This is a genomic window from Maribacter sp. R77961 (genome assembly GCF_044594925.1).
GTDB lineage: Bacteria > Bacteroidota > Bacteroidia > Flavobacteriales > Flavobacteriaceae > Maribacter.
The window spans coordinates 1,212,670-1,230,307 of record NZ_CP138991.1 but is presented as its reverse complement, the minus strand read 5'-3'; the positions used below and the strand labels follow the sequence as shown (position 1 = coordinate 1,230,307).

The 17,638-nt window shown below is 37.1% G+C and carries 20 protein-coding genes; 8 read left to right on the top strand and 12 right to left on the bottom strand.

The features are described from left to right. Positions 1–58: 58 nt before the first annotated feature. Entirely contained in the window at positions 59–1,861 is a 1,803-nt protein-coding gene (locus SJY09_RS05425; protein WP_396637946.1) for a cytochrome-c peroxidase, read from the top strand. On the opposite strand, the gene SJY09_RS05420 is transcribed toward SJY09_RS05425, so the two are convergent. From SJY09_RS05420 to SJY09_RS05410, 3 genes are read right to left on the bottom strand one after another with little or no spacing between them, the layout of a single operon-like run. Then, positions 1,858–2,622 (bottom strand): TIGR02757 family protein, encoded by a 765-nt coding sequence (locus SJY09_RS05420; protein WP_396637945.1) that lies wholly within the window; start codon positions 2,620–2,622, stop codon positions 1,858–1,860. The two genes, SJY09_RS05425 and SJY09_RS05420, sit on opposite strands and share 4 nt — an antisense overlap. Further along, positions 2,619–3,176: a CPBP family intramembrane glutamic endopeptidase gene (locus SJY09_RS05415; RefSeq protein ID WP_396637944.1), complete on the bottom strand. Its 558-nt coding sequence runs from the start codon at positions 3,174–3,176 to the stop codon at positions 2,619–2,621. Before SJY09_RS05415 ends, SJY09_RS05420 begins: the two co-directional genes overlap by 4 nt. A 13-nt stretch (positions 3,177–3,189) precedes the next feature. Continuing rightward, positions 3,190–3,870 carry an ABC transporter ATP-binding protein gene (locus tag SJY09_RS05410; protein ID WP_396637943.1) on the bottom strand — a complete coding sequence of 227 codons (681 nt, stop codon included), beginning with the start codon at positions 3,868–3,870 and terminating at the stop codon, positions 3,190–3,192. A 245-nt stretch (positions 3,871–4,115) separates the two neighbouring features. Between SJY09_RS05410 and folE the strand changes: the two genes are divergently transcribed. The 5 genes from folE to SJY09_RS05385 all read left to right on the top strand — a co-directional run bounded on the left by folE (position 4,116) and on the right by SJY09_RS05385 (position 7,742). Then, the gene (folE, locus tag SJY09_RS05405) at positions 4,116–4,715 is read left to right on the top strand and encodes a GTP cyclohydrolase I FolE (protein ID WP_126591531.1); all 600 of its coding nucleotides are present in this window, start codon (positions 4,116–4,118) and stop codon (positions 4,713–4,715) included. 96 nt (positions 4,716–4,811) lie between these two features. Next, positions 4,812–5,111 carry a hypothetical protein gene (locus SJY09_RS05400; RefSeq protein WP_396637942.1) on the top strand — a complete coding sequence of 100 codons (300 nt, stop codon included), beginning with the start codon at positions 4,812–4,814 and terminating at the stop codon, positions 5,109–5,111. A gap of 54 nt (positions 5,112–5,165) precedes the next feature. Beyond that, positions 5,166–6,386, top strand: coding sequence for a sulfite oxidase (locus SJY09_RS05395; protein ID WP_396637941.1), 1,221 nt, complete (start codon positions 5,166–5,168; stop codon positions 6,384–6,386). Next, complete coding sequence (locus SJY09_RS05390; protein WP_396637940.1) at positions 6,386–6,856, top strand: monoheme cytochrome C; 471 nt, start codon at positions 6,386–6,388, stop codon at positions 6,854–6,856. The genes SJY09_RS05395 and SJY09_RS05390 overlap by 1 nt, the downstream gene beginning before the upstream one ends. 1 nt (position 6,857) lies before the next feature. Beyond that, a complete protein-coding gene (locus tag SJY09_RS05385; protein WP_396637939.1) occupies positions 6,858–7,742 on the top strand; it encodes a sterol desaturase family protein in 885 nt (294 codons plus the stop codon). Between the two features lie 6 nt (positions 7,743–7,748). Here SJY09_RS05385 and SJY09_RS05380 read toward each other — a convergent pair whose 3' ends face one another. From SJY09_RS05380 to SJY09_RS05340, 9 genes are all read right to left on the bottom strand, one after another. Then, complete coding sequence (locus SJY09_RS05380) at positions 7,749–8,324, bottom strand: type 1 periplasmic binding fold superfamily protein (protein ID WP_396637938.1); 576 nt, start codon at positions 8,322–8,324, stop codon at positions 7,749–7,751. A 17-nt stretch (positions 8,325–8,341) separates the two neighbouring features. After that, positions 8,342–10,738, bottom strand: coding sequence for a TonB-dependent receptor (locus SJY09_RS05375; RefSeq protein WP_396637937.1), 2,397 nt, complete (start codon positions 10,736–10,738; stop codon positions 8,342–8,344). A gap of 63 nt (positions 10,739–10,801) precedes the next feature. Continuing rightward, on the bottom strand, positions 10,802–11,107 hold the full coding sequence (locus SJY09_RS05370; protein WP_396637936.1) for a hypothetical protein: 306 nt from the start codon (positions 11,105–11,107) through the stop codon (positions 10,802–10,804). 45 nt (positions 11,108–11,152) lie between these two features. After that, positions 11,153–11,479: a DUF6787 family protein gene (locus SJY09_RS05365; protein ID WP_396637935.1), complete on the bottom strand. Its 327-nt coding sequence runs from the start codon at positions 11,477–11,479 to the stop codon at positions 11,153–11,155. 28 nt (positions 11,480–11,507) lie between these two features. Beyond that, positions 11,508–11,978, bottom strand: coding sequence for a DUF6146 family protein (locus SJY09_RS05360; RefSeq protein ID WP_396637934.1), 471 nt, complete (start codon positions 11,976–11,978; stop codon positions 11,508–11,510). Between the two features lie 67 nt (positions 11,979–12,045). Next, positions 12,046–12,678, bottom strand: coding sequence for a DUF937 domain-containing protein (locus SJY09_RS05355; protein ID WP_396637933.1), 633 nt, complete (start codon positions 12,676–12,678; stop codon positions 12,046–12,048). Between the two features lie 68 nt (positions 12,679–12,746). Beyond that, positions 12,747–13,697: a D-2-hydroxyacid dehydrogenase gene (locus SJY09_RS05350; RefSeq protein WP_396637932.1), complete on the bottom strand. Its 951-nt coding sequence runs from the start codon at positions 13,695–13,697 to the stop codon at positions 12,747–12,749. Positions 13,698–13,699: 2 nt separating this feature from the next. Continuing rightward, a complete protein-coding gene (serC, locus tag SJY09_RS05345; RefSeq protein WP_396637931.1) occupies positions 13,700–14,764 on the bottom strand; it encodes a 3-phosphoserine/phosphohydroxythreonine transaminase in 1,065 nt (354 codons plus the stop codon). Positions 14,765–14,835: 71 nt separating this feature from the next. After that, positions 14,836–15,897, bottom strand: a complete 1,062-nt coding sequence (locus tag SJY09_RS05340; RefSeq protein WP_396637930.1) for an acyl-CoA reductase — start codon at positions 15,895–15,897, stop codon at positions 14,836–14,838. A gap of 92 nt (positions 15,898–15,989) precedes the next feature. On the opposite strand from SJY09_RS05340, the gene SJY09_RS05335 reads away from it, so the two are divergent. Together SJY09_RS05335 and ychF are read left to right on the top strand one after the other, a co-directional pair. After that, on the top strand, positions 15,990–16,343 hold the full coding sequence (locus tag SJY09_RS05335; RefSeq protein WP_396637929.1) for a 4Fe-4S dicluster domain-containing protein: 354 nt from the start codon (positions 15,990–15,992) through the stop codon (positions 16,341–16,343). A 169-nt stretch (positions 16,344–16,512) separates the two neighbouring features. Then, positions 16,513–17,607, top strand: coding sequence for a redox-regulated ATPase YchF (gene ychF, locus SJY09_RS05330; RefSeq protein WP_396637928.1), 1,095 nt, complete (start codon positions 16,513–16,515; stop codon positions 17,605–17,607). Positions 17,608–17,638 lie beyond the last annotated feature (31 nt).

Sequence of the window (17,638 nt, the reverse complement as noted above, 5' to 3'; positions counted from 1 at the left end):
AAAAAGGGTCTCCATTGAAAAATGGCGACTCTTTTAATTTAACTTTTCAATCGTACCAATGAAATTCAACTATATCGTCATTTTTATCTTGATTTGCTTTTTAGGCAGTTCCTGTCAGAAAGAAAAAGAAATAACACGCCCAAAATGGGAAAAAGCACAAAACCTTTACTTACAGGCGGCGACTAATTGTGCCCTTTATTTGGATACATTATCCACTTTGAACCCCACTGATAGTGAAGCAAAGCGAATCTTTATTTTAGCAAGACAGGAATTTAAAAAGGCAGAACCATATGCCTCATATCTAAATCCAGAAGTCGGACATAGAGCCAACGGACCAGCCCTTCCGGTATATAAGGAGGATACGGGTAAAATAATGAAACCCTTTGGGCTTCAAAAAATTGAAGAAAGTATTTATGATGGGACTACATCAGAAGCACAGTTTAAGGTAGAGGTTCGCATGACAAAAGGGCTACTGAAAAATTTAACACAAACAATTGCTAGTAGACCTTTGACTTCCCAACGATTTTTTATAGCAGTGCATCAGCAGTTATTAAGGATTGTTAGTCACGGTATATCAGGTTTTGATACGCCTGTTAGTCATTTGGGCATTTCGGAAACCGCCATTTCCCTAGAAAATTTGAAAAAATGCTATGAGCTAACACTAGCTCAAATAATAAAGGATAAATCAGAAAGTTTAGATTCTTCTTTCGTAAGTAATATCAACAAAGCTATTAATTACATTGAAAAAAATGAAGATTTTGATTCTTTTGACCGATTTGTTTTTATCAGGGATTATTTTAACCCTATAACGAGGGACTGGACAGCGATTAGGAATAAAAGTGGTGAGTGGAAGAATGTAGATAATAAACCTTTCAATTTTGAGGCGGCCACTTTTTTTGAAAACAACTCTTTTAATAAAACCTATTTTACACCGCCGATAGAAAGACACCCTACGTTGGAAAAAATAGTATTAGGGAAGAGACTTTTCATGGATAAGAAACTTGCGGCTAATGGTAAAATGGCCTGTGTAACCTGTCATAATCCGGAAAAAGCTTATGCAGATGGTTTAACTGTAAACCAAGATAACTCCCAAAACCCGTTAGAACGTAATACGCCTACATTGATAAATTCTATTTATCAGAAAAATTTCTTTTGGGATGGGCGTTCGCCAACCTTAAACGATCAAATTTCCGCTGTATTTACTAATAAAAAGGAATTCAACGCTACAGTGCACCAGTTTTCTGATAAGATATTACAAGATACCCTTTATGAAAAAATGTTTAAAAATGTTTTTGGAGATGTGCACTTAAAGAACACTCATATTATTAAAGCAATTTCTGCCTATGTGGGGACCTTAAATGGTTTTAACTCCAAATTTGACAGGAATATAAGAGGAGAACAAAATACCTTTACTAATGAAGAAAAACTTGGAATGAATCTTTTTATGGGAAAAGCTTTATGTGCAACATGCCATTTTATGCCTTTGACTAATGGTACAGTACCTCCATTTTACACAGAAACCGAAAAAGAGGTCATAGGTGTGCCTAATACCAAGAACAACAGAGAACTGGATGATGATTTGGGTTTCTTTTGGAGATTCGAGGAAGAGCTTCATCGCGGAATGTTCAAGACACCTACGGTACGTAATGTCGAAGTAACGGCACCCTACATGCATAATGGGGTATACGCTACCTTGGAGGAAGTAATGGATTTTTATAATAAGGGTGGAGGAGCAGGAATGGGTTTTGATCTTGAAAGACAAACGCTTCCTTTTGATGAATTAAACCTAACCAAGAAAGAACAAATGGCCTTAGTAGCTTTTGTAAAAACACTTACGGACGTTAATGTGGACAAGTATTAAAACTTCTCAAAAACCCCCAATCCAAATAAGGCAAAATCATATTTTACGGGATCTAGAGGGTCTAACTTTCTTAAATTTTTATCAAGTTCAGCTAAAGCCTTTGCATCATTTTGTTTACGCTTTAATAATTTTAATTTTCGGGCTACGTTTCCGGAATGGACATCCAAAGGACATGAAAGTTTTGCAGGAGGTATTTGTTTCCATAAACCAAAATCTACATTGGTGTTGGAATCTCTTATCATCCACCGTAAAAACATATTAATACGCTTAGCGGCGGAACCTTTTAAAGGGTCTGAGACATGTTTTGTTGTGCGCCTTTCATGGGGAAGTTCAAAAAAGATTTCCTTAAATTTTGAGATGGTAGGTTGTAATGAATCCTTGTCTTGGTATTTTGTAAAAATCCCTTCTAAGCCATTATGGTTCTTATAAATATTCTGTAGACTATTTACAAAAAAGGATAAGTCTATTCCATTAAAGGTGCGATGCACAAAATCTTTGGTTTTAGCTAAATCTTCTTCGGTATGATGCATGACAAACTCAAATGGACTTTGATCCATAAGACCCATTAACTTTTGACTATTTTTAATAATGCTTTTTCGGTTTCCCCAAGCGATAGTAGCGGTTAAAAAAGCACTGATTTCAACATCTTCCTTTAGTTGAAAACCATGTGGGATTTGTATGGGGTCCGATTCCAAAAACTTTGGATTGTTATAAGCAATGACTTTTTCATCCAAAAACTCCTTTAGTGCTGTTTTGGTCATTCCAAGGGGATATTTAAAACCTTTAATAAAATTATGGGACCTACCAGTACAAAATTATAAAGCGCATGCATACCCACCGCCCAAGAAAGCCCAAAACGAACCCTAATGAACCCTAGAGCACTACCCACAAATAATTGGGGGGAGACGAGTAGTGGAGACATGAGAATTGTAGTAGAGGTTATTTCAAAATTTGTAATATGATAAAAACCAAAGATTAGGGTAAGGGTATAATAGATGACCGAAAAATAAGATTTATGTTTAAAAAAAACCATTGGGCCTCTAAATAGAATTTCCTCCAAGACAGGGGCGAGTACCACCGCTCCCAAAAAGAGATATATTGCTGGATAATTTTCAAAAAAATCATCTATGGCATGTTTTCCTAAATCTAATTGAAATAGTCCTTCGAAAGCACCAATCGTTAATCCCAGAACTATGCTCGCAGTAATGGAAAGTACAATCAAAACCACTAGTGTTCGTAATCGATATTTAAAATCTTGATTAGCATCCTCGGTATAAGTTGGGTTTTGAATAAAGCTCCAAAGTTCTTGTAGCATAAATGACACCTATTTAAGAAGCTATCACTGCTTTATTTACAATTTTACCATCAACCATGGTAAGCTTCCTATCGGCCATTTCGGCTAGGTCCTGATTATGCGTAACGATTACGAACGTTTGTCCAAACTTTTCCCGAAGTTCAAAAAATAAACTGTGAAGTTTGTCCGCACTCTCGGAGTCTAGATTTCCGCTGGGTTCATCAGCAAAAATTATAGAAGGATTATTTATGATAGCTCTAGCTACTGCAACCCTTTGTTGTTCACCACCAGATAACTCCGATGGTTTATGATGGTAACGGTCTTTGAGGCCTAGAAAGTCTAAAAGTTCTTTGGCACGCTTTTCTGCAGCGACTTTAGAAGTTTTTTTAATAAAGGCCGGTAAGCAAACATTCTCAATGGCCGTAAACTCGGGAAGTAGTTGATGAAACTGGAAAATAAATCCTATATGTTTATTTCTAAATTTAGCTAATTCCTTATCGTTTAATGTGCTCGTCTCTTTATCGTTAATCAATAGACTACTATCTTTTCTGTTAGACTGTATATCTAATGTGCCAAGAATTTGTAAAAGTGTTGTTTTACCTGCTCCTGAAGCACCAACAATGGAAACTATCTCACCTTTTTTAATATGTAAGTCAACTCCTTTAAGGACTTCTAAATCTCCATAGTATTTATGAAGGTTTGTTGCTTTTATCATTTAAATTTGTCTAAAGAGTGAAATTAGCGAATGGCGTGGACATGGCAAAATATGCTAAACCAACCAAATCTAAGATTTAAATTCTTGATGAATTTGATATATTGAAGTTAAATACACCCTACTTTAAGATTTATTGTATTAGGGTAAATGAAATTTTAACGTATTATTTTGGTTCAAACGTAGTGGTTGAATGATATAATCTTTAAATTTGTTTAAAGATTAATTAAATATTTTAAACAAAATAGATGTCCCCTTATAGAAATTTAGAAGAATACAACTTAGAAATTACTGACGAAGTTAAAAATAGATTCTCATCCATCATTGATGAAATAGGCGAAGATGTTTCTAGAGAAGGTCTTGTAAAGACTCCTGAACGAGCGGCGAAAGCAATGCTTTTCTTAACTCAAGGATACAAGCAGAATGCTGAAGAAATTTTAAAAGGCGCCATGTTCAAGGAAGACTATGACGACATGGTTATTATAAAGGATATTGAACTCTATTCTTTGTGTGAGCATCATATGTTGCCTTTTTTTGGTAAGGCTCATGTAGCATACATTCCAAACGGTCATATTGTTGGTTTAAGTAAGATACCAAGAATAGTGGATGTATTCGCAAGAAGATTGCAGGTACAGGAAAGATTAACCCATGATATTCTTGAGTGTATCAATAACACCTTAAAACCAAAGGGTGTTGCTGTTGTCATAGAGGCTTCACATATGTGCATGATGATGCGTGGCGTACAAAAACAGAATTCTGTAACTACTACTTCTGGATTTAGAGGACAATTTGAGAAAATAGAGACAAGAAATGAATTTTTAAAACTTATTAGTTCTAATTTATCGTAATCTTATGGTGTAGGTTTTAGACCTTATGTTCAGCGCTCTATGATTTGTTTTTGGCATCTTTGTTGTACTATAACAACATATTATTAATATTTGCACATGTCTAAAACAAAAGATAAAAAATATAAAAACTTATTTCTGGGCCTACTTTTTGACGCCATAGGAATGCTCTCATTTGCTGTACCTTTCTTTGGTGATTTCTCGGATGTTCTTTGGGCACCTTTATCCGGTTGGTTAATGACCCGTATGTATAAGGGTAAAATTGGTCAGGCTGCTGGGGTGGTTACCTTCATTGAAGAAATTATCCCTGGTCTAGATGTCATTCCCACCTTTACTATTATGTGGCTCTATACGTATGTTTTCAAAGGGAGTAAAAAGGGAAAGACCATAGAGGTCTAACATAGTCCGTAAAATTATCTAAAAAGTGTAACTTTATAGCTTAGTCATTACACCTTGAAAAGAAGAAATTTTATAAGAAAATCAAGTATTGGCGCTTTTTCTGTACTGCTTGGGGTTGATATTGTATATAAGGAATTAATGCCAAAAGGTTATTTGCCTCTTGCACTTCAAGATACGGACCCCTTTAAGTTATTCCAAAAAGACCCCGAAATGGTGGTTTTGAATGATAAGCCCTGGAACATGGAGGCTCAAGCACATTTGTTAAACGACTACATTACTCCCAATAAATACATGTTCATTAGAAATAATGGCATCATACCAGAGCAAATTGATAGTTCTAAATGGACGCTAAAGATTGATGGAGAATCTGTCAAGACACCTAAGGAATATTCTCTTAAGGATTTAAAAACAAAATTTAAATCCTACACCTACCAACTTACGCTAGAATGTGGTGGTAACGGACGTAGTGAATTTAATCCGCCTGCTAAGGGCAATCAATGGACAATTGGTGCAGTATCTTGTGCAAAGTGGACTGGCATAAGGTTGAAAGATGTACTAGAAGATGTTGGAATAAAGGAAGATGCCGTATATATCGGTTATCATGGAGCGGACATTCATTTGAGTCGCAACCCTAATAAAAATCCTATTTCTAGGGGAGCACCTATGTCCAAAGCATTACAGGAAGAGACGCTTTTAGCTTTTGCAATGAACGATGAGCCAATTCCTATAGCGCATGGTTATCCGTTGCGATTGGTCGCTGGTGGCTGGCCAGCGTCAGTTTCCGGAAAGTGGTTAACCGGTATAAGTGTTCGTAATAAAGTGCACGATGGTGAAAAAATGGGCGGTAGTTCTTACAGAGTGCCCTGTGAACCTGTAGAGCCAGGTGAAAAAGTGGCAGATGAGGATATGTGTATTATAGAATCTATGCCGGTTAAATCGCTAATTACATATCCAAAAACGGGGGCGATAATCAAAAACGGGAGCGGATTAACTATTAAAGGGCATGCTTGGGCGGGCGAGTTAGAAGTTGAAGAGCTAGAATATTCTATTGATTTTGGGAATTCATGGAAAAGCGCCCAACTTAAAAAACCAGTGAACAGATTAGCTTGGCAACATTTTGATGCTAGGGTGTCTTTTCCAAAAACGGGTTACTATGAGGTTTGGGCCAGAGCAACGGATGCTAATGGTAACAAGCAGCCGATGCTATTACCAGGTTGGAACCCCAAAGGGTATTTGAATAACGCTTGTCATAGAATAGCGGTCAAGGTGGTGTAATGAAAAATAATAATCAAAAATCCGGGAAGACTTTTTATAGCTTTATAGTGGCTTTTTTGTTGGTCTTTGCCATTTGTGCTGTCTATTTTTTCTACTTGGAAACTCCATCGGAATCTATGGATAATGTCATAGATGATACATTGGAAAATAAAAAAACTTTGACATCAGACGATGCGAACGCTATTATTGATGGAATTCATATAAGAACAGGTTTACTGGAAGCAGAGGGTTTAATGACCGTTGTCAACAACTGTACAACCTGCCATTCCGCTAAACTTGTTACGCAGAACAGAATGGGTAAGGCCCAATGGAAGGCAACCATTAGATGGATGCAAGAAAAGCAGGGGCTATGGCCGTTAGGGGCTAATGAGGAGATAATAATTAATTATTTAACCACCAATTACCCAGTTTTAGAAAAGGGTAGGAGGCAAGCACTTACGAATATTGTTTGGTATAAGTTAGAAGAGTAAAATGCAAGAATTTATAGAAGCTTTTATTAATGCGGTCAAGGGAAGTCTTAATTGGACCTGGAAGTCTATACTCTTTGAAGTGCCGTGGTATACCAATTACTTTTGGGGTTTGATTGTTATTTCGCTCTTGGTATGGGGTTTGGAAATCCTATTTCCATGGAGAAAAAATCAAGCAGTGTTTCGAAAGGATTTCTGGTTAGACGGTTTTTATATGTTCTTTAATTTCTTCCTCTTTAGTATAGCCATTAGTGGTGTGTACAAAGTATTGGAATTAGTTTTCCTGAGCTACAATATTGGAATTGATAGTATTTCGATTATTAATTTGTCCGGTATGCCGGCATGGCTTCAACTGGTTACTTTTTTTATACTTTTGGATTTTGTACAGTGGTTTACCCACATCTTATTGCATAAATTTCCAGCATTATGGCAATTCCATAAAATTCACCATAGTGTAAAAGAAATGGGTTTTGCAGCGCATTTAAGGTATCACTGGATGGAAAATATCTTTTATAAGCCTCTAAAAACTATTGCCGTAATGCTTTTAGGAGGTTTTGAGCCAGAGCAGGCCTATATTGTACACTTCATAGCCATTGCCATTGGTCATCTAAATCATTCCAATATCAAATTATCTTGGGGTCCTTTTAAATATGTGCTGAACAATCCCGTGATGCATTTATATCATCATGCCTATGAATTACCTGAGGGTAAATTTGGAGTAAATTTTGGTATTAGCCTTAGCCTGTGGGACTATATTTTTAAAACAAAATACATACCCGAAGAGAGTGGGCAAGTTCCATTAGGCTTTAAAGGGGATGAAGAAATCCCTTCTGGTTTTTGGAAACAAATAACCTTCGGTTTTGGAAAATCAAAACCGAAGGATGTATAAGTTCAATTATTGTATGACCACGTTGAATGTTTGTGCAATATCGGTTTCCCCTCCTGCATCGGATAAAGAACCATCATTTGGTTTTTTAGGCTCATGACGTAAAGTTATCTGCAATGTCCCGTTTCCTGCATCTCCTGTTGTTAAAGTGAATAAGATACCTAAAGGATTACCATCGCCGTCTGCATCGGCATAATCCGTTCCTGTAACGGCTCCGCTAGCTGAAAAGAAGAACTGGTGCTCGTCATCTTCCTCTGCAACTTCCTCGGTGATATCCTCGGCAGGAGATTCTGTTTCGTTCAAAAGTTCAATACTACCCGAATATGTTGTGTTAGCAGCCAAATTTCCTGAAATATCAATTACAGGGGCATTGGGTCCGTCACCATCTAAATCTTGTGATTGTAGGGTAATATTTCCACTTGCGGCTGTTAGCGTAACATTCATAGTGGTAATTACTTCTTCATCGTTTATCACTTCTGGGTCGTCATCATCATTGGAGCATGATACTGTTAATAACCCAGCGGCTAAAAGCCCAAGGACTGTTTTGGGATTGAAATTCATTTTAAAATTAGCAATTGTTTTCATAATGGATAAAATTTAAATTAATAATTATAGATTAGACGTAAACTTATATTTCTACCTAAATCATCGACAAAATAGCGCTGACGATTTAAGTAGTCTCTGTAATTCGTATTCAATAAATTAGTAACGCGTAGCCCTAATGAAAAATCGTTCTTTGTCTTTATAGAGAAAGACGTAGCTGCATCCAAGGCCAGTAAATGATAGGCTTGTGGCGGTGTGTTAATGTTTAATTCTACCTCCTGTTGTTGTTGCGGTGAAAAAACTAAAATATTGGGTGGAAATCGTTTTTGCTCAAAAACGTATTGACTTTCTAATGAAATGTTTAAGTTTTTCCAGCTTGGTTTTTTAAAGGATATGGAATTTCTAATGTTCGCTGCGGGAATATTGATTAACGGAATATCCGTTATTCTATCTGTTCCACGAACCCATGAGAATTTATGATCCGTTCTAATCGTGGAGGTCCAGTTGTTATATAGTGAGGCATCTATTCCTAAAAGTTGCGCATCTGTCTGTCGGTAAGACCAAACAGGGAAGGCACCACGTATGGTAAATTCTACCCCTGAGGGTTCTAAAATGATAAAATCGGCTATGCTATTAAAGAATGGGGCAATAGTATAACCCCAAGTATCAGCTGTCCTTTCAATAGATAACGATATTTTAGAAGCAGATTCACTTTTTATTCTTAAATCCCCTAATTCTATCCGAGCAGCGGAATGATGTAGGCCATCACTGAACAATTCTGAAGGATTAGGTGCTCTTTGTGAAAAGGAATAGTTTAAACGAACAAGGTCATTAGAACTAAAATTATATTTCAACCCTCCTGTAGCTGACACATTGTGATAATCAAAAATTGGATTGGTCAATAACTGGGTGCCTAAATCTTCTATTACTAGATTATCAAAATCAACATCATAACCGCGTTCTTCCCAACGAGAGGTTCTATAGAATTTCTTAGCATTTATGCGCGTAAAGTCATATCGTAAACCTGCATCGACCGTGATTTGGGGGTTAATTTCATATTCAGCAATAGAAAAAATACCAAAATCATATTTGTCATAATCAGGTATAAGTCTTCTAACCCCTGTCTCGGGATTGGCAAAATTAGATTGATATCTGCCTAAAAGTCCTATTTTGAGGTCTAGACCTTCGTTAGCATCTAATTTTATATCAGTAGATACAGTGTGGGTAGTAAGTCTTAGGTCTATAGAGGCTTTGTTGGCACCGTCGCCAATACGCACATCATATTCAAACCTTCGATTTTGTTGAAAATCATACTGAACGGACCATTTTCCTAAACCTTCGAAACGTCTATAATAGTTTAGTTTCCCAAGATGATGGGTTACTTCTTGATTGGGTCTAATGATATCGTAACTAAAGTCATTGATGATACTTGGCTCTTGGCTATTAATTGCTTCTATTAGGTCATCTACGTTACCGATATGTGAGGCTCTTAAAATTCCTATATCGGAATCGAATAGTGAGTAGTAGGCCTCCCATCCCTGAACGAAGTCACGGTTACCTATCGTAAAAGCAATACCTTTTTCCTGAATACCCGTATTGGACAATAAGTAGTCGGGCGCTTCCAAGTCACCCAATCTTTTGTAGGAGCCTTGTCCTTTTATATACAATCCAGATTCATAAGATTTTATTAAGGTAGATGTTAGGTTACCACCGCGACCATTGGAAAAAAGATTCATCTGGGTTTTTCCATAGAGCGAATCAGCACGAATTACCGCTAAAGGATTCATGATAATAACACCACCTATAGCATCACCGCCATATTCCAGTGCTGCCGCTCCCTTGATTATGCTAATATTCTGGTTGGCGTTGATGTCCACATTCGGGGCATGTTCCTCGCCCCATTCCATATCTTGCATGCGAACATTATTGTTCAGTATTAGTATTCTACTTCCGTTAAGTCCTTGTATAACAGGCTTAACGATGTTTGCTCCAGTATTTAGAGAGGAGACACCGGTCATTGTTTTTAAGGCATCGCCCAGACTAGCGCCACTAAACTTTTCTACATCTTCTAACGATAACCTTTCTTCTTGAGCCGATTTAGTAATATTGTCCGCAATACCAGTAACCTTAACCTCATCCAACTCTTCTAGATGGTGTTCCAGTCTAATTTTTTGGTAGGTGTCACCCTTAATTTCCACCGTTTTGAATTGTGACTTACAATCTGGGTGAGAAACTTCTAATTCTATAACACCATCACATAAACCCTTGAAAGTAAATTTACCATCAGTGGAGGATATTAGATTCATAGATGTTCCTGTAATAGTAATAGTGGCTCCGGATAAAGGACTATTGTCGTGAAAATCGACAATTTCCCCTATTAAGATTGAATTGCAATCTTGGGACATCATTATATTACCAGAAACAAGGGCAATAAATAGAAGTATACTATATTTCATTAATAAGATATTACGCTTAACTAGGGCAATGCAGCATCATTGACCAAAACTTTTTTGTAGAGACTATAATACTCCAGGAGGTGGTCTGCCAAAAAAGCTATTGCGTAAAAGGAAAGAAGGAACAACTAAATCTTTAATTACTGGTTGTTCATAGGTTGCATAATCAAAAGTAGAATTGACCGTAGCTTGTGGACTAGGAAAAAGAAAATCTAAATCTTGATTTTCAATGGCCACATCGCAGACAGCACAATTTTCAATAGTATCTTGGGCATCATCTTGATGTGTGTATACATGGAAGGATGATACCTTAAGTATCATTAGAGCAAACAACAGGAATGCTACGCTATTTGAAAGAAATTTCTTTTCCACGATGCGAAAATAAAGAATGCTACAGATATAGTTGTTAAAGAAACCTTAACTCTTTTCCTTTAACAAGAATTTTAAACCCATTCTACCCAACATTTTCTTCTCAAAGGCCCAAAAAAACTTGAATTGGCCAAATAACCAACCATATATCACTAGCAATACTTGATAAAAAGGGAATATCAGTACTATGCGCAAGCACCAATACAAGGTCTGTCCCCACCATTCTTGAGGGAAATTACCTTTATCCATTCCAATAAAAGAAAGGAAGGGCTTAGCCACATAAACCGATGAAGAACCTGTAACAGCAAATACTATAAATATGATAATCAGCTGAAAATTACTAGTAATTCCCCAACGTTCCTTTAATTTTTCCATAGCCTTCTAAAGCGGGCAAAGGTACTTTTTAAATACGAGGAACAAAAGGTCCTAAACGCTGATTGTACTTCCTTTGAAAATAAATAAAATAATTGTACAACTTATAATTCACCTCATAGCCATAATCTATACTTGGTTGATAGTCTATTTGCATAAGGTATAAATTAGGGTCATAATTGTTTGGTGTAATTGCCCTTTGGTTCCAATTTAACACTAGTAATTGATTTCTGTTCTCTAGAAATGTTTTGGAATAATATCCTTCTGGCCTAGCTATAGAGTTTAGCCAAGTATAGAATCCTGGGTCAATGATGATAATTTCGTACTCCGTATCCTCATCGGATATCTTAACAGTATCGCCCTCTACGGATGCAAAGGCATTCTTTTCTTCTTCTGAAATGGTTAAGGATTCTTTAGAGCTTCCGCAGTTAGATACGAGAAGAACGCCTGCAAAAATTGTTAACACAGTGAAGATTTTCCTAATAGCTATTTTCTTTTTCATATTGTTAAGATACAAAAAAAAGCCGTTTACGATTGCAAACGGCCTGTGTTAAAATAAGTTAAGAATTTTATTTTCCGAACAATCCTCCAAGCAAACCGCCAAGTCCTCCTTTTTTCTTATTGCTTCCCATTACCATTCCTGCTACGTCATCTAGAATGCTACCATCTCCATCCGCATCTAATAAAGTAGTGATTAAGCTTTGGTTCTCTTGGGGCTGACCACCTAGCATACTGCCTAATAAAGCATTCATTCCACTTGAGTCGCTCACATTACTTTGTGCTGTTTGTTTTCCTAAAAAGCCCATTACAATTGGCGCAGCTATCTTTAGGATTTGGGCAACCGAACCTGAATCCAAACCAGATTTTTGACTCAAAGCATTCTCTACTTGCGGTTGTTTGTTTCCAAATACGTGACCTAAAATTCCAGCGCCATCTTGCATTACGGAATCATCAACACCGCCTCCAAAAAGACCGCCCAAATCATTAAGAATACTGCCGTTATGTTTTCCGGATAATGCGCTCATTAAACCTGCAGCACCTTCTGGAGAAGAAACATTTTTTTTCATAGCTCCCAATAGTAGTGGCATGGCCATACTTAGTACATCTGCTGTTTTATTTTCTGGTTGCTGTGTTTGACCAGCAACTCCACTTATTAATTGTTTGCCCATAGGGCTGTTTAGTAAGTCTAGTAATCCTGACATTTTATAGTTAATTTAATGTTTGGCACGTAATGTACAAAAAGAGTTTGAAAATCTAATAGCGTAAAGCGCTATTTTAATAATTTGGTTATTTGTTCCGCTAACTCCAGACCAATTCTATTTTGAGCTTCTCCTGTAGCGGCGCCTATGTGCGGTGTTAGCGAAATACTTGGATGCATTAGAATCCGTATTTCTGGGCTGGGTTCAGATTCAAAAACATCCAGACCGGCAAACGAAACCCTTTTACTTTCTATAGCATCTATTAAAGCTACTTCATCAATAACACCACCTCTAGCAGCATTTATAATACCTGCTCCATGCTTCATCAGGTTGAATTCTTTGGTACCTATGACATAATCTTTTTGGGATGGAACATGTACCGTAATAAAATCAGAAGTTTGCAGCAACGTTTCTTTGGTGCTACTCTTTAATGAAAAGCTAACAGATTGGTTGTCAAAAAAAGTCAATTCTAAACTACACTCTTCTAGATAAGGGTCATAATAAACGACTTTCATGCCCACTCCTAGAGCTATTTTTGCTGTAGCTTGTCCAATTCTGCCAAATCCAATGATACCAAGGGTACTACCTCTTAACTCTCTGCCTTGTCCGTATGATTTTTTAAGTTGTTTAAACTTAGTATCACCGTCCAAAGGCATATTTCTATTGGAGTCATAAAGAAACCGTACGCCACCGTACAAATGTGCAAAAACTAGTTCTGCAACGGACTCTGAAGATGCCGCTGGTGTGTTAATGACATGAATGCCCTTGTTTTTGGCATAATCGACATCAATATTGTCCATGCCAACTCCTCCACGACCAATTAATTTAAGACTTTTACAAGTATCTATTAGTTCTTTTCTAACTTCGGTGGCACTTCTTACTAAAAGACCCGTAATCCCTTTTTCGTTAATAAAGTTCGATAATTGTTCTTTGGCAACATTCGTTGTGAACACTTCAAATCCTTCTTTTTCTAAAGCTGTTATTCCTGATTGCGATATGCCGTCGTTTGCTAGAATCTTCATGTTTATCCCTTACGTTCCATTTCACTCATTACATCAACCAATATACCCACACTATCCAGCGATAGGGCATTATACATGCTGGCCCTATAGCCACCAACCGATCTGTGTCCGTTTAATCCATTGATACCTGCTTCGTAAAGCATATTATCAAATGTTTCTTTTAAAGCTTCATTAGTAATATTAAAGGTGGCATTCATTAAAGAACGGTCATCTTTACTGGCATAACCTTCAAAAACGGGATTCAAATCAATTTCAGAGTAGAGCAATTGCGCCTTCTTTTCATTGATTTCTTCAATGGCAGCAATACCTCCTAAATTTTTCAACCACTCTAAAGTCAACATAGAGGTATATACAGGAAAGACAGCTGGAGTATTGAACATGCTGTCTTTACCAATATGAACCTGATAATCTAACATCGAAGGAATTTTTCGGGATACTTTACCCAAAATTTCTTCCTTAACAACAACCAAGGTTGTGCCGGCCGGACCCATATTCTTTTGAGCTCCTGCGTAAATTAAATCGAACTGAGAAAAGTCTAGTGTTCTAGAAAATATATCGGAACTCATATCACAAACCAAAGGAGCATCGGTCTTCGGGAATTTTTTTAATTGTGTGCCGAAAATGGTATTGTTTGAGGTAAGGTGAAGATAGTCTAACCCGTCGGGTACAGAATAACCTTTGGGAATATACTTGAAATTCTCATCCTTTGATGAACCAACTTCTATAATATCTCCGAACAATTTTGCTTCTTTAATGGCCTTATCGCTCCAAGTTCCTGTATTTAAGTAACCCGCCTTATTTTCTAAAAGGTTGTAGGCTACCATAAGAAATTCCATACTTGCACCACCGTGCAGGAATAAAGCTTTATAGCCTTTACCTTCTAAACCGATTAATTCTAGCGCAAGTGCCCTAGCTTTTTCCATTACGGCAACAAAATCCTTACTGCGATGTGATATTTCTATTAAGGAAAGGCCAGAGCCATTAAAATCCATTACGGCTTCAGATGCCTTAAGTAATACCTCTTTGGGCAAAATACAAGGTCCGGCACTAAAATTATGCTTTTTCATTTTACTATTAGTTTAAGGAAGTTAAAGGTCAGGAATTTCGAAATAAGAATAGGGAGGGAATCAAAAATTTTCTAGGATGTTTTTAACAAGAATTCAACAGTATCAATTCCATCTGCGTAATCGGACAAGGAAGGGCTTTGTGTTTTTCCAAATGGAACTTCCGCTTCGCTAAAACCTGAGGACACTATACACTGAATGGCTTCTGCATTATCCAAGAGCTGTTTTTTTATGGCAGTTTCAGAATCATAGCGTTCATAGAAAAGTGAAGCAATAGGTGAGGCATGACTCTCATCTTCCTTTAAAATTAAAAATCCGTTATCAAGAATATTGAACTCGCTCATTAAATATACCGCTTTATTATAGTCGTAATTATTGGCATACTTGGTTTCGTTAACGATGTTCTTATACTTGAACATTGCCTTAAAAAATGTATCGAAATCATAATCCCTGGGTACAAATAGTTTGGAAACGCTTCTACATCCTAAGCCATAATATCTAAAAATATCCTCTCCAAGTGCTTCCAGTTCGGCGCTTGATTCATTTCCATGAAGTACTGCTATAGAATTTCTATTCTTTCTTATGATATTTGGCTTTTTCCCAAAGTAATATTCAAAATATCGTGCTGTATTATTGCTTCCTGTCGCTATTACTGCATCAAAACCCGTTAAACGTTCCTCTGAAAAAGTTATTTTATCCGCGAAGGAAGGTGCTATATGAATTAGATATTCCACTATCAATGGAATAAGCAACTTATCATTACTGGATAATTTTATTAATGCCCTGTTTCCGGTAATTAATACGGATAGTAAATCATGAAAACCAACCAAAGGTATGTTGCCCGCCATGATCAGGGCAACGACCTTGGGTGTGTTTGTACTCAAATTATAAGGTCTTAGCCAAGATGTTATGTTTTCCTTGGTTAATGCCTTACCCCACTCTTCAAAGGCATTCAAAACATTTTCTTTGGTAAACCAACCATTATGGTGACGCGCAGTTTCCTCTACCTCTTGAAATTTAGTGATCCATTTTTCATCCGGGTTTTCTTCCCGTTCACTTTGTGTAAAATCACAAAGTAACCGGAGAAATTCTCCAAGTTTAACAAAAGCTTCTACGTTAGGGTTGGACTTGGTCATTATATTTGTAAAAGGAAGTATTTGGAATTATCTTTGTGCAAAAATAAGCATGTCCAGAACTTTTTTGGATATTTCATAAGAAAAAGAAAATCATGGCTATTATAATAACGGACGAATGTATTAATTGTGGGGCATGTGAACCAGAATGCCCTAACACGGCAATCTATGAAGGTGCGGATGAATGGAGGTATAGTGATGGTACTTCCTTAGAGGGTGATGTTGTGCTGCCAGATGGTAAGGCTGTAAATGCCGATGTGGTCCAAGAGCCTATAAGTGATGAAGTATATTACATAGCTCCTGATAAGTGTACGGAATGTATGGGCTTTCATGAGGAGCCTCAATGTGCCGCTGTTTGTCCAGTAGACTGTTGCGTACCTGATGAAGACCACGTAGAATCGGAAGAAGTGTTATTAGGAAAGCAGGCGTTCATGCACCCGAACGGATAATCATAAATTACAGATTTAAAAATTTTAAAGCTCGATGTTTATCATCGAGTTTTTGCTTTTAATAAAGCCACCTTAGCCTTGTTCTAAACATATATCTAATCAATTGAATATAATAAGGTGTTATTTATTTAAGTAAAAACTATATTTGCAGGCTTAAATAAACTCAGATATGAAAGCCGGTATTGTAGGATTGCCAAACGTAGGAAAATCAACACTGTTTAATTGTTTGTCCAATGCAAAAGCACAAAGTGCAAATTTCCCTTTTTGTACTATTGAACCTAATATAGGTGTAGTTAATGTGCCGGATACACGTTTAGAAAAGTTAGAAGAATTGGTCGATCCCGAAAAAGTGATTCCTGCAACCGTTGAAATTGTGGATATTGCCGGATTAGTAAAAGGTGCCAGTAAAGGTGAGGGACTTGGAAATCAATTTCTTGGGAATATAAGGGAAACTGACGCTATTTTACATGTGCTCCGTTGTTTTGACAATGACAATATTGTTCATGTTGATGGTAATGTAAACCCAATAAGGGACAAGGAAACTATTGATATGGAGCTACAGTTGAAAGACTTGGAGACCGTTGATAAAAAATTGGATAAAGTAAAAAGGGCGGCGAAAACAGGCAATAAAGAAGCGCAGAAAGAAGAAACGGTATTATTGGCCCTAAAATTTGGATTAGAGGCAGGGATTTCTGTTAGAGCAGTAGAAATAACTAAAGAAGATAGATTAGAGTATGTGACCCCTTTGCAGTTTATTACAGACAAACCTGTCATGTATGTCTGCAATGTGGATGAGAATGCTGCGGTCAGTGGGAATGACTATGTAAACCTGGTCAAAGAAGCAGTAAAGAACGAAAATGCGGAGGTGGTAGTCTTGGCCGTTGGCACCGAAGCTGATATTACCGAGTTAGAAACATACGAAGAACGCCAGATGTTTTTGGAAGATTTAGGTCTAGAGGAGCCCGGTTCTGCTAAATTAATTCGTGGTGCTTATAAATTATTGAACTTAGAAACCTACTTTACCGCAGGTGAAAAGGAAGTTCGTGCATGGACAATTCCCGTGGGAGCTACTGCTCCGCAGGCAGCAGGTGTAATACATACAGATTTTGAGAAAGGATTTATCCGAGCGGAAGTAATTTCCTATGAGGACTATGTTACTTTCGGTAGCGAAGCCAAAGTTAAGGAAGCTGGAAAAATGCGAGTCGAGGGTAAGGAGTATATCGTAAAAGATGGGGATGTTATGCATTTTAGGTTTAACGTCTAGCGCCATTAGTTTTTATACAGTTCTTAGCTTC

Coding starts and splice junctions, on each gene's coding strand:
- SJY09_RS05425 (WP_396637946.1), top strand. CDS start 59: ATGAAATTCAACTATATCGTCATTTTTATCTTGATTTGCTTTTTAGGC.
- SJY09_RS05420 (WP_396637945.1), bottom strand. CDS start 2,622: ATGACCAAAACAGCACTAAAGGAGTTTTTGGATGAAAAAGTCATTGCT.
- SJY09_RS05415 (WP_396637944.1), bottom strand. CDS start 3,176: ATGCTACAAGAACTTTGGAGCTTTATTCAAAACCCAACTTATACCGAG.
- SJY09_RS05410 (WP_396637943.1), bottom strand. CDS start 3,870: ATGATAAAAGCAACAAACCTTCATAAATACTATGGAGATTTAGAAGTC.
- folE (WP_126591531.1), top strand. CDS start 4,116: ATGTCCCCTTATAGAAATTTAGAAGAATACAACTTAGAAATTACTGAC.
- SJY09_RS05400 (WP_396637942.1), top strand. CDS start 4,812: ATGTCTAAAACAAAAGATAAAAAATATAAAAACTTATTTCTGGGCCTA.
- SJY09_RS05390 (WP_396637940.1), top strand. CDS start 6,386: ATGAAAAATAATAATCAAAAATCCGGGAAGACTTTTTATAGCTTTATA.
- SJY09_RS05385 (WP_396637939.1), top strand. CDS start 6,858: ATGCAAGAATTTATAGAAGCTTTTATTAATGCGGTCAAGGGAAGTCTT.
- SJY09_RS05380 (WP_396637938.1), bottom strand. CDS start 8,324: ATGAAAACAATTGCTAATTTTAAAATGAATTTCAATCCCAAAACAGTC.
- SJY09_RS05375 (WP_396637937.1), bottom strand. CDS start 10,738: ATGAAATATAGTATACTTCTATTTATTGCCCTTGTTTCTGGTAATATA.
- SJY09_RS05365 (WP_396637935.1), bottom strand. CDS start 11,479: ATGGAAAAATTAAAGGAACGTTGGGGAATTACTAGTAATTTTCAGCTG.
- SJY09_RS05360 (WP_396637934.1), bottom strand. CDS start 11,978: ATGAAAAAGAAAATAGCTATTAGGAAAATCTTCACTGTGTTAACAATT.
- SJY09_RS05355 (WP_396637933.1), bottom strand. CDS start 12,678: ATGTCAGGATTACTAGACTTACTAAACAGCCCTATGGGCAAACAATTA.
- SJY09_RS05350 (WP_396637932.1), bottom strand. CDS start 13,697: ATGAAGATTCTAGCAAACGACGGCATATCGCAATCAGGAATAACAGCT.
- serC (WP_396637931.1), bottom strand. CDS start 14,764: ATGAAAAAGCATAATTTTAGTGCCGGACCTTGTATTTTGCCCAAAGAG.
- SJY09_RS05340 (WP_396637930.1), bottom strand. CDS start 15,897: ATGACCAAGTCCAACCCTAACGTAGAAGCTTTTGTTAAACTTGGAGAA.
- SJY09_RS05335 (WP_396637929.1), top strand. CDS start 15,990: ATGGCTATTATAATAACGGACGAATGTATTAATTGTGGGGCATGTGAA.
- ychF (WP_396637928.1), top strand. CDS start 16,513: ATGAAAGCCGGTATTGTAGGATTGCCAAACGTAGGAAAATCAACACTG.